This is a genomic window from Parabacteroides sp. MSK.9.14, from assembly GCF_019041495.1.
In the GTDB taxonomy this organism is placed as follows: domain Bacteria; phylum Bacteroidota; class Bacteroidia; order Bacteroidales; family Tannerellaceae; genus Parabacteroides; species Parabacteroides merdae.
Genome location: NZ_JAHPXO010000018.1, coordinates 28,392 through 45,218, shown reverse-complemented (window position 1 = coordinate 45,218; position 16,827 = coordinate 28,392). Strand labels below are relative to the sequence as shown.

Sequence of the window (16,827 nt, the reverse complement as noted above, 5' to 3'; positions counted from 1 at the left end):
TGAGATATGGGTGCAATGTTTGACAGTTACAAGTTAAGGATTCCAATTACACGGGCAGCCGAGTATATTGGTTATGTGCTTCGTGCCGACAAGGGACAGGGACGCTCGGTTACTATGGGTATCCACGACGGGCACGGCAGATGGGGTGACCAGATTGTGATTGTCAACCACAGAAATCCTGGCACCAACTACTACTTCAACCGGAACGAGGACAGCCGGGACAAGGGGGATCTGATATCTTTCATCAACAATCACATGGCTGATTTCCGTGAGGTGTTGGGGCTGACCGGAAATTCCTCCAGGGGTAATTATGACATGGAGGGGATCAAGGCTGTCCTCGAAGCATTGTCGGGTATCCAGTTCTCGGAACCTCTGAAGTCCGTAAACGGTTCTTTTTCCGCTAACAGGACGGATTCGGAATTCCGGTTGTCGGACTACGAGATATGCCCGCTGAATGAGAAATGCCGGGATTTTCTGATTACCGGGCGCAAACTCTCCCCGTCAACGGTGGACCTGTTCAGCCCGTTCATTAACTCCGTAGCGTATATAGCTGACGGGAAACGGTATTACAATACGTCATTTCCTTACAGGGTGCCGGGAAACACCGACATATGCAACTTCGAGGTGCGGAATTACAGGTATAAGGGACACAGTGCTGGAGGAAACAAGGTGGATGCGTGCTGGGTGGTGTCTTTCAATAGGGAGCCGTGGGACATCGAGTTCGTATATCTCTTTGAGTCGGCCATAGATGCCATGAGTTTTTATGAGCTGAATAGTTCAATCCTGTTAAGCAGATTGCCGCACGTGGCGTTCGTATCTACCGGAGGCAGCGTGTCGCGAGCCCAAATCAGTGCGATACACAATTACTTTGAAATGGCCAGACTGGTATGCTGCTATGACAATGACGAGAGCGGTGTACGCTATGACATATCCACGGCATGCTGTCTGTGGAATGTAACCTTACAGCGTTCGGTGCGTGAGGATTTGGTGGAGTTCATCTGTAACGGGCGCAAGTTTGCAATCCCCCGCGACAAGCTGACCTTTACCGCATTTAAGAATGCAGCCGGACTCAGACAGAATATCCTAGTCAAAAAGCCTCGATTCACTGACAAATCACTGGATGCGGACGGACTGACGGAAACGGTCTGGTTCAAGGATTGGAACGACTGCCTGAAATATAGGAAGACCCCGAAAAAAGAATATATCCTTTACCGGGGCAGAGGACGTGATTATAACAATGTTTGATAGATGACTATGAGAGAATACGGTTCTGACAGGGAGTACCCTGCAAATGATTGCCTCTCCAAACAAGAGCAGGTGATGGATATACACATAAAGCCGAAAATGAGATATTTGGTCGTTTCGGCATTCATACCCGTGGTTGTGTACCTGGGGGCTTTCTTCCTTTCATTTTATCTGCCGCCCGGATACCATTGGGCGTTACAGGTGCTGGTGGGTATCATGGTATTGACGGCGCTTGCAGTATTCTGGTCTGTGTTGTCGCTGATATGCACGAGCTGGACACTGACTCCCGACCAAATCCGCTTCAAATGAGGGGTTATCGCCCGAAGGACAGATTATCTGGAACTGTACCGCGTGACGGACTACATGGTAAAGGAGTCTGTGGTGGAGCGTGCGCTGGGAATATGTTCGTTCTATGTGGTATCGACGGACGCAACCTCTCCAGTCATGCATATCTATGGCATCCCGAACTTAAGGGAATTGCAGATTGAACTTCGGACCCGCGTCGAACGCCAGCGCCAGCTCAAACGGATTTACGAAATTGGAAACCATAACTGATAGACAAATAGGATATGAAAACTGCTGACAATATACGATGGTTGGGGCCGCTGCTGCTTTTCTTCTGTCTGCTGCCGGTAACGGCAATGGGACAGTTTGTAATCTATATTGACCCGACTCACAAGGCCGGTGAGAAGGATTATATATCAACCACCAAAAAATTGATAACCGAGATAAATAAGTCAGCTACAGCGACAGCTGCTTTATATACGACCGCTTCCGAAGAGATGAAAAAGCTGGAACGGCTCAAGAGGGAACAGTATAACGCCCTGACAACCGCATACGCCTTTTATACGGATGAATTGCGAATCAAGCGTTTCAACGAGACACTAGGTACCGTAAAGCGGAACCTTCAGATGGGGTTTTCTGTCATCGAGGCGAACCCGCAAGCCTCCTTTTTCTTCAGGGACAGGCTTATCGAACTGATAGCGGAAGTGAACGACGCCGAACGGGTGTTCAAACAGGCGACGGTCATCGAGGGAGAGGATAACCAGATGAGCAATGCGGACCGGAATGCACTGCTGTTCAAGGCCGAGGAGATGATTGCGGAAATCGCCAAGGAGGGACAGAATATCGTGAATGTGGGCAAGATGATCACGCTGGATCCCGAGAGAATGGAAGAATTGGCCAAAAAGAAATATCATAAACAATGAGAATGTCTATTCATAACAGATCAACGAGAGGTATGCTGATGGTATTCCTGCTCTCGCTTTTCACACTGGAAGCGGCTTCCCAGGTGGTGATTGTGATGGTGGATCCTGTCAATACCAAAACCATGTATGAAGGGAACAGTATTCACGAAGCCGGATTCAATATGCTTAGGGAGAACCAGTCACGAATCTTACAGCTACAGACGCATATCTCCTATTTCTCAACGATGATGGTGAAACGGGAAACGGAGAAGATGAACACGTTGCTGAATATCGACGATTTTTTCTCTGATAATATTCCCTGGCAGGAACATTTCTTAGGACGTATGGATACGGTACGGATGAACCTGAACACTATCGGCAGACTGATAGCGAGCTATCCGAAGACAAGCAAGCTGGCCATTGTTCATAAACGCTTGACTGAGGATCTGGACGATGCTTTCGCCAAGTATAACCAAGCCATCAACAAGAGGGGGAGCGAGAACATGATGCGTAACGACGAACGGAACCACTTGGCAATATTGGCAGAAGACCAACTCGAAAAGGTGGCCAAGCTGGTACGTGAGATGTTTCGCTCCATTCCTCATGCGAGGGAGCAAATTATGGAAGAACATATATCTGGATTTTAACTCTTTACAGAACAGCGTTATTATAAAGATGATGAAATTGGGCAACATATTGGATAAAATGAAAGGAAGCCGCAATCCTGCTTGGCTGTTCCTTTCTTACGACCTTGACAACAGCAGGATAACGGCGGTGCGAAGGGTGGCACAGGATGCCCCGGTCTGGGCAGACTGGAATCAGTTTGTCAAAGAACAGGTAGAACGGTGCTTCAAAGACATCAGCAACATCCCCAACGAACGGGTGTACGCATTCAGATTTGACAATCTGGAAAGCATTCCGTATCTGCAGGGCGAGAACAACAATCATTATATCGAGTTTGTCAGCAGGACGGTTCCTAGCTATCAGCTGGGAATTCTTGAGTGCGCCTTTGCCCTGGAAAAGGGGATTCTGCCCACCGAGCTTCGCAAGAATCCAGAGAATTATGACACCTATACTGAGTATGTCGCCAACCTTCAGATGGATCAGGACATGGAGCTGTTCAAGCGTACAGTCCGTAATGATTCAGAGAACTACGAGCTGTTGTATGACCTGGTCGCACGATATACGGATGTACCTGAGATAACCCAAGAACAAATCGGCATACTGAATGACTCTCCATGCGGATTGCGGGTGTTCTCTGTGCTGGAAGAATTGCTCAAATCATCTGAATATGTGCAGAACACCCTGGACTTTGACAGTTACGAGTCACTAATCTACACCCCAGTGGCAGAGCGCAATGGACTTCATTATCTGAAAGCTGAGCTGGACAAGTTCGACTACGCTTCCGGACGAAAAGGGGAGGGTGACCCCGAGAAAAGGAAGAAGATACTTGAGCTGACCTTATTCATCCGACGCTTTGAGATAACAAGGAACTGGGAAGACCATAACATTGACCGTGAATGGTTTTCCGCGTGCATTGCGCGTATGTCGGATGCGGAGATGGTAGCACGCGAGTTGCAGAACTTCGCCTATATCCCGGCACTGACACGTGCACAACTGCAGTACCTCATGCGGACGGGTACGACGGCAGAGACTTTGTCCCGTAGCGGGATCATGGGGGATGTCATCATGGAGACGCCGTTTTTCCATGAGTCATTCGGACTAGACCTTTCCCAGGTACAGGGAAGGAAAATAGAGCCGTTGGACCAGATGCTCATCGATGCTACCTGCCTGGTAATAGAGAGTTCGCTGGAATGGTTGAAAGAGGTGGCGGTACACCCGGATGAAACCCAGGAAACACGGCTGATGGCCGAACGGGAGATACCGGAAGTGGAACAGTATCTGAGTAGCGCCAAACAGGTGGCACTGGAACTGGGCCGAACTTTACACGCCAAATCGGAACAGGATATTCTGACAGGGTTTGGCAAGGTGCTGGAATCGGCAGCTTCATTCTATACAAGCCATCTGTATGACGGTGCGGGTGACAACCCACAGATTGATTCGGAGATCATAGAGATTATGTCCTCCAAACCTGCAGATACGGAGCTGTCTGAGAAAATGGCCGCTTTGCTGGTAGAGTATGTGGACAGGTTACCCGTCCATCTGCTGTCCCGTTGTCAGACAGTGTTCTCTTCCCAAGTGTATGGCCAGTTACCCATACATCATGACATGTCTTTGGGCAAGCTGCTACAGAAAACGGAACTGGAATCTTCCCTGCAACGGTTGGGGGTAGGCATCGAATGCAGGAAACTGTCACAGGACCGTGATAGCATGGAGGTTGAACTGAAAGAGAAGAAACGTACTGAAAGGCGTATCCAGAAAGAGATTAATGACTTGTCCGATCGCATCGGTGAGTGCAGCGAAGGTATAAACCGGCTGAAGTCACTGATGAACGGCCAGGAAAAGGAGAATTGATAAATGAAGAACTGGCGAAAGGGATTATTGTTGGGCTGTTTGCTCTCCGCTATGGGAACAATCAGCCTTGCCGCCCAAATGGTAGTTGCGGATTCAGCATCGGTTGGCTTGGAGACCGGAAGCAAATATGGAAACTGTCTGCACACAAAAGCCGCAGAGGAGCTGATACCATATATGTTGGGACCCATGAAGGGGATGCGTGCCCGCCTGCACGAGGCTATCCCCAGAAAAGATATTCCGGAGGTCAACCAAGTATACCAATTAAGAAAGCCCAATACTTTTTTCCCTTCCGGTTTCGTCGGTAGGGTGGTTTCAGTTCGGAAAGTCAAGGGATGCTGCGTTGTCAGTTTCAAGCCATTGAGGAAATATAGAAAAAAGGATTTAATACAAAATTAATATGGCAGAAAAGAACATTGTTGAAAATAGACCTGCTGAAGATATCAAAGAACGTTTTTCAAGCAATGAGACGGTCAATACTGTGATGAACGGTCTTGGGAAAGTGGTGGACTATCCCATGGGGGTGGTGGGTAATCTGACAGTAAAGAACAATGCCGTCGATGCTTCTGTGAAACCCGGTAAAGCATTGGGACAGTCCATGTTGATGGGCATCGTTGCCTTTGGACTTAGTCTGCTGCTTGGTAACGGTTTGCTGGGCTCGCTCGGATTCGGCTTGGGAGCCGGAATCATGGGACAGGAAATTCGCACCATGGGCGGCAATCTGGTAGATACAATCAAAGGCAGAGAGTCTTTTCTTAGCGGAAGATTCCTGAGCACGGCAATTCCACTGTTGGTGTCCATGGTACTATCCAGCAAGTTGGGACCGGGGAAAGCGCTCCTGACAACCGTCCTCGGCGGAGCATTGGGCAGCAAGGTGTCCAATTACTTCATGGGATCCAATGAAGGAGAAAGGTATTACGGTGAAGACTATGTCGGTGTCCGCAAGGTACCTGGGGATCAGAAGAAGCCAGAAGTGAAAGAGAATGAAGTAAGGGATCAGTCCGCAAAGGAAGTGGAAAAAGCCTGGCAGACACGCCCGGAAATTGGGAACGAGAAGCACGGCATAGTCAACGAGGTCAGGAATGACAGCGTGGATCTGAAAGCGGAGATTGCGGCTACCCGTGATTCCCTGCAGACCGGGAAAACATTGGTACCGGCAGACACCATCCAGACACAACAGAGAAATTCATCAGTAAAACTTTGACGATATGGCAACAACTAAAGATCAGGAAAATAAGGCCCGGAACAATGGGCTGGGTGCGGAGAAAACGCCTGCGATGAACATAGGTGCGAACGGAAAGATTTCCATTGACGGGAAAGTGATGCGTGAAAAGCCGGGGTTCTTCAAGAGAATGTGGCATTCGATGAAAAGCGGGAGCATCAGCAAGGCTTCTTTGGCAAATCCGGCTGTGAGCCAGTTCCTTTATGAAACGAAGAATCATATATTTGGTATGGGCTTGACTGAGGACGAAACAAACAAGGTTGCCCAGGAACTGAGAACCATCATAGACAGGGACCAACTGGATATGTCGAGATATAACGAACAGCAGCGTGACGAACTGCTCCGTAACTCCAAGACATTCCGTAGCACCATGGAGGGAAAGATGTATCTGGAGAGCAAATTCGGAGCCCATAGCCAGCGGGAAGAGAAAGCCAGGGAACTGGCTGACAAGATTATTTCCGAGATGCCCCAATTGGATATCAAGAAACCCGGCAAAATGGAATGCGAGCGATTTGATATGGGGTTGGTATTTGGTAATCATACTTCCTGGGAACGTATGGTCATAGACCCGAAGGATTTTGCCCTGCAGCGCGAAGCGGCGAACCTGGCATTCTCCATGGGTATGTCAAAACAAGATTCCCTCAGAGTAGGAGAGGAAGTGTTTGCCCAGGCTGACGCTCTCACCACCAAGGATAGAAACTATAACCTGAATGACTTGCTGGCACAGTCACCGACATTCTCCACCTATGAACAGGGTGTCCAATACCTGCAACGAATGAGATTGGATATGGCCGTCGAGCAGATTCATCAGGAAAATATTTCCGCACAACAGGTAGAGGCAAATTCCATCCGGACAGATGCGGCAAACAAGCTACGTTCCGAATACGGTCTCAACCCGATAGCAAACCCTGTCGGTCAAGGAACGGAAGCCGGACAGCAGTTGCCGGGGCTGGGCTCCATGATGGGGAATGTGATGAATAACGGCATGTCTGGTGTCTCGCAAGAGTCACACAACGGAATAAAGGAATTCTTCGGATCGATTCTGGGACGTGTAGTACTGGCAGTGGCCGGATTCTTCATGTCGAAGTTACTGGGTGGAACGAATATAAGTGGATTGCTGGTCGGTGGTTTGGGTGTTGCGGTTTCCCCGCTTCTCGGAAATCTTTTCGGAAGTTTCTCCAGCAGATCAGATATGACGCAACAAGGCATGAATATACTGAACGATTACGACATGAAGGAACGTGTGGCAGAAAACCGGGAACGCCAGCAGTCCATAGTGAACGGACGGCAGATCGATGACCGGACAACCGAGAAACAGGTGGCCAAAGAAAAGACAAATGCCGAACTTATGAATATAGTGAGAGAGAAGGGAATAGACGGCATACAGGTGTACTTCGGAGCCGATGAAAAGAGACTGAATGAGTTCCTGACACGCAATAACCTGAATGAGGTGGCACGCAACGAGGCTAAGGTGCGGATGGAAGGCGGCGACTGGCTGAAGGCGACCCGCGACGCACTTGCTTCTAACACTAACAATGTTTCGGCGAACATTAACGAGGGGTTAAAAAAGCATTTGTAATAATTAAAAATATAAGATATTATGGCAATACAGCTGGCAGCGGCAATAGCGCCTGTCGTTAAGAAGGTAGGCATCGAGATTGCAACGGAAGTGGCATATAAGATGTTGCATGAGGAGACCCGACGGAGAAAGGCTAAGATAAAACAGCTGAGAGAAAACGGCGGTCTTGGTACATCCATGGATGCTCCAAAACCCGACATGAAACAACGGGTCAAGAATTTCGGTAACCGGGTGGCTTATGAGGTACTGGACTCAAAGGCTCTGAATACAGGTATCGGAGCTGTAGTGGGCAGCATCTCTACTGCCGTATCCTCCAACATACGTACTCCCGAAGAAGAGGTTCTCTTCAAAAAGAAAGAAGAGGCACAGAAAGCCGAACGGCCGGCGACTTTCCAAAGAGACCGCGAGGCTCAGGAGAACTCCAAAGGAAAGGGTTTACACAGATAACTAGTTTACTCACTAAACCAAAACATATACTATGGCAAAAAAACAGACAACGCAAGACCAGGATTCCATTCGGGAGGAACGGGCATATAACCGTGAACGGACCCGGATAGAAAGTTACGAGAACAGTTCCAAAAACCGGGCACGGAGAAGAGTGCTGGACGGCATCGGGAAAATTGTAACAGGACGCAGACGTGAAGGAGTACGTGAAATACGCGAGGCCGCAAGACAAAGAACGGAGGAAAGTGTACGGAACAGAGTCATGGGCGCAACCAATGAGGCTATTCATCAGGCAGAGAAACAACGCCAGGGTTTGCCGGGCGACACAACAAGGACTGAAAACGGGCAACAGATACCCCCTCAGAACAGAGAAGAGCAGACAAATGGAACTCCCCGCCAGATGGACACAAGCAGGCAAATCCCTGAAAGACGGGAAGGGGCCAACGGCATGACCGTCGAACAACTGACTCAGCTGAATGAGCTGAAGAAATCTAACCCTCAGAAATACAAGGAAGAGATGCAGCGCATATTCGGTACTTCACCGGCAGCCGGGAAGGGAACCGGTGAACAGGTAAAGTTAACTAATAACGAAAAACACGGTTTGAAATTATGATAAAGGATTTGATAAAGGAGTGTGTGGTAAACTCTCAGCTGGGAGTGAGTGATTTGGTGGAATACTGCGACGTTACAAAAGAAGATGTGCAGAATATTCTGAATGACGGGGACTATAGCATTGATGTAGCTGACAAGATAGTCTGCCGGCTGGCTATGTTCTCCAACAAGAAGGACAGGCTTATGGAAGATCCGATCCCACATATAGAACTTGAGAACGGTATGGTACTTTTCCGAAAGGACACTGAAAAACAGTGCCGGCTTCTGGTGGTGTCTCCCGGCATCAATACTATAGATAAACTGACTTCAAACTGTTATAAAATATCACTGAAATGAGAAAGTTCCTTGAGTCTCTGTTTGGTACCTCGAAAGGACAGGCTAACATGCAGGATATCCGTGTAAGCAAGGAGTGCAGGCTTTTCGTCTCTGTCGAAAGTGCGTCCAATATCGTATGCTATGCCGCCAAAGGGCTGGTGCAGGATGACATGAAGAGGGGGGCGCTGGAATACCACTTGAAAACACGGTATGATCAGATAAAGAACAGCTTTAACTTCATTCCCGACGAGGTGGTGTCCTGCTGGCGTTTTGCCAACATCGACAAGACTCCAATCATGGACGAAAAGTACCAGGCTTTCGTCAATTTCCTGCGTGGCAAGAAAGCAGAGAAATCCGTCTCGTTACGCGAATACTCGTTCCGGAAAGAGAACAAGTTGGACGAAAAGACACCGATTGACGAAAGCTCGTTCAAGAACTGGTGCAGGATTCAGGACTCAAGACTACTCGACAATTCATTCAAAGGAGATGCGGTCAGACTAAAAGAACTGATGGATGCCGACGAATATGACGAAAAGGCAAAGACCGGTATTGCCGAAATCATGAAGCGGTATCTGCCGAGCGACCAGCTGCTTGCCAGACTGCTAAAGGTAATCGAGGAAAAGGATGATCTGGAGAAGAGGGTGACGGTGTACAAGGACGTGGAGGAAATCATCGAGGGATCCAACTACTACGAAATCACCAGTATCAATGACATCGAGATGCTGTTCAATATGCCGGTTGATGACATGCGATCCATCCATATACTGACATTTGAACTCCTGCGTGACGAACTGGAGAACAACAAGGCGAACAAGCATTTCAAATTCATTTCTTCCCTCAAGGAGGAATACGACCTGGGCAGAATCAAGAAACAAATCCTGGAATATCACAGCATGCATGGAGGACTTACCGCCGAAGAGGAAAGGTTCAAAATGAACCTCGACGAAAAAGGACTTAAAGCGGACCTCAAAGAGAAGCTGATGCTTCAGGGACGTTACGTGGATGATGATACTCCGGGTGGGTCGGGTAAGTATGCCGTTGTCGGGAAAATGGGGACAGATGATAAGATTGCTGTAGGGCCGGTTCGAACGGAAACAGAGAATCAGGAAGATGGACATTCTTCAAAACCGAATTTTGGTGATATGCTGCGTGAGAAAATGTCATTAGCCAAGACGGTAGGGAGACCGTCCTCCGTACCTGCTGCAGGACCGGCTCCGGAGAAAGAGCCTGACGTATTGCCGGATACCGGCAAAGAGATACGGCATACGCTGGAGCGCCTTTCACGGGGCACGCTTCTGCGTAAGGAGATTGACCGTTACAAGGATTGTCCGGAAATCACACGGGCTCAATTGGAATGGGTATTCGAGCAGCCTTTCATCACGCCGGATTCCTTGATATCGAACGGTACGATGATAGGCTCAATCATGAACACTCGGTTCTTCAAATATTTGGAAAAACGAATCGAGGCATATAATGGTTATGTCAATAATCAATTCTCCACAGTGGATGTCAACCTGATTTCCATTTATGCAACGATATTGTCCAACGATATCAAGTATTACAGCGGAAAAATTGGCAATGGCGACGGAAAGTCGGGGATGGAACCGGAATATGAGGTGGAAATCCAACGGCTGATATTGGAGAACCGGAGCACGCTCATGGTGCTGGAACCGCTGCTGCAACAGATAAAGGAAGAGCGTGAGAACGAACGGCTGATGGCTGCCGTAGACCAGTTGCACCTGTGGACGGAGACAGTCTTTAACCTGGACATCGACGATCAGAAAAGACACGAGGCAGCGGAGAAATGGATTTCTCTGGTGTTCCTCTGGCGTGATTCCCGGAAATTCATACTGGACGTGCTGAAGGAAATCGAGCACTTCAATACTGCCGGCTCTTCAGCATTCCTGTATTCGGAGTTAGCTATCCAGATGGGACTGGCCCAATACAGCTCGGTTGGGGTGAAGTTCAATTCCCCCGAACGGTACGATATTCTGAAAGGCAACAAACTGACTTGGCTGGACTGCATCGTCTGCCAGCTCTTTGTAGGGGTCGCACGGATGGACTATGAATACACCGCAAAAGAGGCACTGGATAAGGTCAAGACTGTCCGTTCCTATTTCGAGGAAAACAGGAAAAAACTGCCCCCTTGGATTGTCAAGGATGAAATGCTGAAGGAGATTGATATACAGCTTGCCACAGAGAAGATAGGCGTGTACCAGGAACTGGCCCGATATACCCAGGACTGGTTTTCAGGGAAAGAGGTCCCTGATATGTTCATGTTGAAAGTAAAGCTGGACGATATTTCACGACATGCAAATGAACAGCGGAAACAATTCCTTGCAGCCAACGAAGCCAAGACTGCCAAGAAGAAAGAGATACCGGCTGAAAAGGTGGAGAATGAACAGAAGAATACTACACAGGAAGGACCTGTCTCACCTTCGAAAAGTAACGAGGAAGAGACACCTCATGCCGATCGGCAGCCGGAAAGGGAAGATGATACTGTCCCCTTCCACTCCGGATGTGAGATTGATTTCGGGTTGGGTGATGAATTCACCGCCGGCGAGGAAAAGGAAATCGACGAATCCATGCTGGAGACAGCGGAGATTTCCGATGATGCGTTGGCACAAGCGATAAATATGGAAGAGGAAGATAACGCAGCCGTTGATTCCCCAAAAGAGAATAAGGATGATACAGGAAAAGATACCAAAAATAGTCTTCCTTCCCCCTTATACTTTGTTCCGGATAGGGACGGACAGGACTTCATGGATCCAACCGATCCGGACTGGACATGGGAGAAGTCTCATTTGTATGCCGCTTTGGATGAAGAAACAAGGACGAAGTTTTGGACAGATAAGCCAGAACGCTATCTGTTGTTATGTATGTCGCCGGATGCGGTTGAAGCATATATTCAATCCTCCATAAGTCCGGATGAAAGAAATTCTTGGGAAAACTTTTATAGAATGCTTAATAATAGGAATAAAAGCTGGGTAAGTGAGAGTAATGAAATGAGAAGGCTAATCTGGGAAACTGTTGAGTCAATCATACAAAAAATAACGTCGCCGGCTAAAGACACATTCTAAGTACAAGCAAGAACTGAATTTAAGAATTGATAATAGAATGATGAGCCATGTCGATGACAGAAAATGGAGAAATACTTGACAGTGCCAAATTCCGACGACCCTTAGTAAAAGACAGTCTTGTGAAATTTTGATCATAGCAAGACAATCCGGATATGATACGAAACCAACCTAATAAACAGGGACTTATATTTGTAAGTGTGAAATATAAATCGTAAATTTGCAGTAACCAAAACAAATAGACACTATGAATACGTTTGCAAGTTTTTTTAAAAAGAAACCTTCCCAGGAAGAAATGGAAACAATGATAGCCGGTGGCATGACCGCTTCTTCAGCGGAGCAACCTGCCGGACAGGACTCGATATGCTTTTTCGCTTATATAATTGAACCGGACAGGGAGTATAGCGAAATGAGAACTTGCTCCGGTTGGAAAGCGTTCCCGCAACTCATACATGATTTTGCACGTTTGGCTGCAGATTTAGTAACGAACGCGCATGGCTCTGAAAAATACGGATGCGAAACGAGGTTCGTCGTTACGACTGAGGGTAACGGTCCCATGGTATTTCCTGAGTTTAAATATCACACGGATTTTATGGGGAGTAAGTATATAGATGTTCCAATAGGTGTGCTGGTGTACTTGTATTTCAATGGGCTGGATACGGTTGAATATTTGATGTATTGGCAAAATAAAGAGTGGGATAAATTCTCGACCAATTTTCTGAATGCAATGGGATTCCCCGATTCAGAAGGCACCTTTTGGCCATCAGGAGCTCCGATACATTTCTATTGCAGGTATTACAACCATGTTGTCAACAAACAGGGGATACCGGACTTGTTGTCCCGGATTACCGACCCGAATTGCGATGAATTAGAGGGTATAGTGGAATATCTGGTTGTGTATGCTAAAAAATTCCCTTATCCTTCCTCAATTTTGGTCAATGCGCTGGCAAATTCTCCGGCTTTCAAACCTGAACTGGGGAACAAGGATAGTTTGACCGATAGGGTTGAGTACTTATCCCAAATCCAATTGCATGATATTACAGATTTCCAAAATGTGTTCCTCTTTGTGAATTGGTGGTATATCAAAGATGTACGGTTAAATGAAATTGCTACCGAAATTAAAAGTATAAGGGAAGCCCATGCGTATATCTCACTCTCTCCGTCTAAAGAAAAGAAAATCATGGATTTGACAAAAGAAGAGAATATTCTTGTGGCTCTTGAAAGGAGATTGTCGGAAATATGCGGTAAGATTGAAGATTTATGCTCAAAAGCCGAAAACGAAAAAACTTTATCTGAACTGAAAGAGTATCTGTCACCAAAAGAGGGTAAATATAGCAAAAGTGAAATACTTCATGGAATTAAAGAGGGATTTAACGGTGCGTCATCATCCTGCTTGAATGAAGCGGCGGGCTTAATTATTCAATCAGAATTGTTATGGAAAGAACCTGAATTCGTTTGGGAATTGGAGGGGATATTGATCGATCACTATAAATCGCTGCCTAATTGTAAAGATACTATTTTTGATGCTATTTTTATTAAAGAACGAATGCCATTATTGGACAATATCTCTAAATTGTATGTCCTGACAGAAAAGAATTTAATTGTCGAAAAGATAAACATGGCTGCAAAAGCGCTGGATGAAATATCTGCTGAAGAGCAGCGATTGGAAAAAGCCGGTAGAGAAGCTGACGATCTTCGTCCGGATAGAGTATTAGCCGAAGTAAAACTTTACTATCTGAAAGAAATGGAAGTCCTTTTGTATGAGATGGTTGAGATGTTGGAGAAAAAGCCGGAAAAGAAAGACTTGCACGATATAGACATTATCCGAAAACTGTCAGATTCCATTGGATGTGAAGGTGTGGAGTTTGACGATGCAGAGTTGGAAGTGCTGAAATTGTTCGGACTATCAGATTGGACAGCAAATGCTGGAAAAGATAAAGAGAGTGTGGATTATTTTAGGGGGTTCCTGAAGAAGTTTGCGACCATTACGGAAGTATATTACAAGGCCGGATTCAGCTTCCACGGTTGGGGCATTATTTCAGAACAATACTTCACCCCGTCACTCGGGTGTGAAAATTACAAAGAATTCCTTCCCAGTTTGTCGGCTAATGAAGGTGTATGCGAAGAAGTACATCCGGTCTATGTGGATTACAACTCAAGATATGGCAATGAATATAACTATATCCGTAGCATATGGCCTTGCGAGGATGATTATAAGGATAATAAGGAAGATTATCTGAAGATTCTGGATCGCATGGCAAACGAGAATGAATTCTCAGAACTGGAGAAACTATTTGACAGCCGAGAGTCATTCCGTAACTTATGCGGCGGCAGCTTGATAAACGATGGCTTTGAAGATCGGTTGACGAAGTTTATCCGGATGAAGAAAGCCCTGCCGAACTGTCACAGCCTTATCGAACGGAAGATGCTGCAAAATTCAATAGACAGAGTACGAAAGGAGTTGTCAAATCGGGCAGCTGTGATAAAAGGCAGTTACGAAGCAGCCAACAGCGTAGAGAAATAGGAATATAAAACTAAAACCATAAAGAACTATGCAACAAGTATTGGCAAAAATGGTGGACACGGTCGCCGCCTTACTGGAAACATTCTTCGGTTCCCAAAACAACTTGTCCGTGCAAGGGCTGGGTGCCGGAGGACTAGGTGTCCCGGCTGAGATACTACGCCGGATGCTGGTCTCTCCTGAAACGGAAAGGGCCATGATGGAGATCCTTCCGCAAGGACGGGACCGTGAGCTGAGACAAAAAATCAAGATTGACGGGAAAGGAATGTACCAACCCAATGAATCGGATTTCAGGGGGTGGCGCAATGAGATTAACCTGAAAATGGACCGAACACTGAACGAAATGGGACTGGACAAAAACGCGGCAAGGCTGTTCAAACAGCGGACAGCAAACATGGCGTATCAGATTGACCGGTTATGCCGGAAGTACACTGATCCCATCGAACGGAACCAGAAAGTAAGTGCCCTCATTGACAGGGAAATCAATATGGCTGTCCAACTAACACAGAAAGAAGAGGTTATCTGGATACAGGACAAGGATTCCACGAAACAGGAATTGGGAAACATTACCGGCGGGATAAAAGAAAAAACGGCGTTCTTCAATGGGTTCACATCGTCCCAGGCTATCCCTGTATGGGTACCGGACATGGCTGTTGACCGGCTGCATGAAGCGGGGCCCGAAATGGAACGGATGCATCAGTTACAGATGGCGACCTTAGAAAAGGCTGAGATGCGTGCAACGGATAAACTTTCCCTTCAGAGCATCGAGGAAGGTGTGAAGAAAGGAGTGTTTACCGCTGATGACCTGTTGCGCAAAAGCGTGGACATGTACGCTTCCGGAGATAACATCATGCTTGCACGGTTGGGGCTGATAACCAAATATGAAGAATATAAGTCTTCATTGCTACTGGAGAATACAACAAGGGCTGACCGTATCTGGAATGATATGAAACATGACGTACAAGAATACATTCAGAAAACTCAAGGAACAAATGGACAAATCTTGGGACAGGAACTGGTGCACACTGAAAGGATAGGCAATCAAATGAGTATGGGATTCGGATTAAAACTTTAACGATATGAATGAAGAAAAATTACTGGAACTTCTGAAAGATCTGGTCGGTGGTGACAGAGCTTTCCAATGGGTAGGCGAACAAATGGGTAAAGGCATCCACAAGAGTTATGATAAGACCCACAAAGCCGCACACGCTGTGATAGGCGGCATGGCACTGGTATGCAGGGGAGGACACAATCCCGCTGCTCCCGTTCCTGAAGAGATGAAAAGGGACGGTTCAGAGTTTGGTAAAGGACAAACTGCCGCCGAAGGCCAGACTAAGGGACTGGACGAAAAGGTGGATTCTGTATTGAAGGGCTATGGACTGAATGAGGAAGAGAAACGCTATTGCAAAGGAACCTTCGATGATATTGCCAGCGAAGCCAAACAAGCGTTCGAGAACGAACAGGATCCGAAGCTGAAAGCTGCTGCAGGTGTACATGCATTGGATAAGGGCATCAAATCCAGTGTCGAGTTCTTCGGTGCCGCCCATTCATTAGGCATGAAAGGCGAACAGGGCCTTGACGAGTATTTCAAGAATGATGAAGAAAAGAAGGAATCATTCTTGAAAATGACAGGAATGGGCAGGGAATACGAGAAACTGCAGGCTGCCAAATTAGAAGGAAATGAAGCGAAGCTGAAGGCTGCCGAAAAACAGTTGATGCAAAAAGCTAATTCAATTCTTCAAAGTAATGGATATAGTCATAGGCACACGGAAACTGAGCAGCAGGTCCAAAAACATCAAGCGAAACTTAAGATGTAATAGCTATGGGACAGATATTGATGAATTCCTTTCATGTGCTTTTAGCACTGCTGTTTATCGTATCGCCGGTATGCGCCGGCATATTTGCGGCCATCGGCTATATGCGGAAGAAGGAACTGAAAAAGTTGCATAAAACGCTGGAAGAACTACGGGCTGAGAACCAGGCATTGCTTAATAGTTTTGCAGCAGAGCAGCAGGCTGGAAAAACTTCCGAAAGACCGGCTGCGTCTGGCAACCGTTACAGACGGAAGAAAAGACGCAGCAAATTCCGCAACAGGCAGGAAGATGCCGGGAACAACGGCGACGGACAAACGGATAATAATGGCTAAACGGTTC

General features: G+C 47.0%; 17 protein-coding genes. All 17 read left to right on the top strand.

Features of this window, described 5'->3' with window-relative positions; genetic code table 11:
• Window positions 1–6 precede the first annotated feature (6 nt).
• The 17 genes from KTG12_RS11135 (at window position 7) to KTG12_RS11055 (ending at window position 16,820) form a co-directional block, all read left to right on the top strand.
• Window positions 7–1,245 (top strand): toprim domain-containing protein, encoded by a 1,239-nt coding sequence (locus tag KTG12_RS11135; protein WP_075965543.1) that lies wholly within the window; start codon window positions 7–9, stop codon window positions 1,243–1,245.
• Window positions 1,246–1,248: 3 nt separating this feature from the next.
• Window positions 1,249–1,554, top strand: coding sequence for a hypothetical protein (locus tag KTG12_RS11130; RefSeq protein WP_216945442.1), 306 nt, complete (start codon window positions 1,249–1,251; stop codon window positions 1,552–1,554).
• Window positions 1,555–1,560: 6 nt separating this feature from the next.
• Entirely contained in the window at window positions 1,561–1,800 is a 240-nt protein-coding gene (locus KTG12_RS11125) for a PH domain-containing protein (protein WP_227226202.1), read from the top strand.
• Between the two features lie 14 nt (window positions 1,801–1,814).
• Window positions 1,815–2,453, top strand: a complete 639-nt coding sequence (locus tag KTG12_RS11120) for a hypothetical protein (RefSeq protein WP_075965541.1) — start codon at window positions 1,815–1,817, stop codon at window positions 2,451–2,453.
• The gene (locus tag KTG12_RS11115) at window positions 2,450–3,079 is read left to right on the top strand and encodes a hypothetical protein (RefSeq protein ID WP_139322578.1); all 630 of its coding nucleotides are present in this window, start codon (window positions 2,450–2,452) and stop codon (window positions 3,077–3,079) included. The genes KTG12_RS11120 and KTG12_RS11115 overlap by 4 nt, the downstream gene beginning before the upstream one ends.
• A gap of 28 nt (window positions 3,080–3,107) precedes the next feature.
• Complete coding sequence (locus tag KTG12_RS11110; protein ID WP_075965539.1) at window positions 3,108–4,907, top strand: hypothetical protein; 1,800 nt, start codon at window positions 3,108–3,110, stop codon at window positions 4,905–4,907.
• A gap of 3 nt (window positions 4,908–4,910) precedes the next feature.
• Window positions 4,911–5,303 (top strand): hypothetical protein, encoded by a 393-nt coding sequence (locus KTG12_RS11105; RefSeq protein ID WP_075965538.1) that lies wholly within the window; start codon window positions 4,911–4,913, stop codon window positions 5,301–5,303.
• 1 nt (window position 5,304) lies between these two features.
• A complete protein-coding gene (locus KTG12_RS11100; RefSeq protein WP_075965537.1) occupies window positions 5,305–6,108 on the top strand; it encodes a hypothetical protein in 804 nt (267 codons plus the stop codon).
• Window positions 6,109–6,112: 4 nt separating this feature from the next.
• Complete coding sequence (locus KTG12_RS11095) at window positions 6,113–7,705, top strand: hypothetical protein (RefSeq protein WP_075965536.1); 1,593 nt, start codon at window positions 6,113–6,115, stop codon at window positions 7,703–7,705.
• A gap of 21 nt (window positions 7,706–7,726) precedes the next feature.
• On the top strand, window positions 7,727–8,152 hold the full coding sequence (locus tag KTG12_RS11090) for a hypothetical protein (RefSeq protein ID WP_075965535.1): 426 nt from the start codon (window positions 7,727–7,729) through the stop codon (window positions 8,150–8,152).
• Window positions 8,153–8,183: 31 nt separating this feature from the next.
• Window positions 8,184–8,762 carry a hypothetical protein gene (locus tag KTG12_RS11085; RefSeq protein ID WP_075965534.1) on the top strand — a complete coding sequence of 193 codons (579 nt, stop codon included), beginning with the start codon at window positions 8,184–8,186 and terminating at the stop codon, window positions 8,760–8,762.
• Window positions 8,759–9,097: a hypothetical protein gene (locus tag KTG12_RS11080; RefSeq protein WP_075965533.1), complete on the top strand. Its 339-nt coding sequence runs from the start codon at window positions 8,759–8,761 to the stop codon at window positions 9,095–9,097. The genes KTG12_RS11085 and KTG12_RS11080 overlap by 4 nt, the downstream gene beginning before the upstream one ends.
• On the top strand, window positions 9,094–12,156 hold the full coding sequence (locus tag KTG12_RS11075; protein ID WP_216945440.1) for a hypothetical protein: 3,063 nt from the start codon (window positions 9,094–9,096) through the stop codon (window positions 12,154–12,156). Before KTG12_RS11080 ends, KTG12_RS11075 begins: the two co-directional genes overlap by 4 nt.
• A 244-nt stretch (window positions 12,157–12,400) precedes the next feature.
• Window positions 12,401–14,677 (top strand): hypothetical protein, encoded by a 2,277-nt coding sequence (locus KTG12_RS11070; protein WP_216945439.1) that lies wholly within the window; start codon window positions 12,401–12,403, stop codon window positions 14,675–14,677.
• A gap of 28 nt (window positions 14,678–14,705) precedes the next feature.
• Window positions 14,706–15,749 carry a hypothetical protein gene (locus KTG12_RS11065; RefSeq protein ID WP_075965530.1) on the top strand — a complete coding sequence of 348 codons (1,044 nt, stop codon included), beginning with the start codon at window positions 14,706–14,708 and terminating at the stop codon, window positions 15,747–15,749.
• A 4-nt stretch (window positions 15,750–15,753) separates the two neighbouring features.
• Window positions 15,754–16,491: a hypothetical protein gene (locus KTG12_RS11060; RefSeq protein WP_075965529.1), complete on the top strand. Its 738-nt coding sequence runs from the start codon at window positions 15,754–15,756 to the stop codon at window positions 16,489–16,491.
• 5 nt (window positions 16,492–16,496) lie between these two features.
• Window positions 16,497–16,820 carry a LapA family protein gene (locus KTG12_RS11055; protein WP_075965528.1) on the top strand — a complete coding sequence of 108 codons (324 nt, stop codon included), beginning with the start codon at window positions 16,497–16,499 and terminating at the stop codon, window positions 16,818–16,820.
• Window positions 16,821–16,827: the final 7 nt, after the last annotated feature.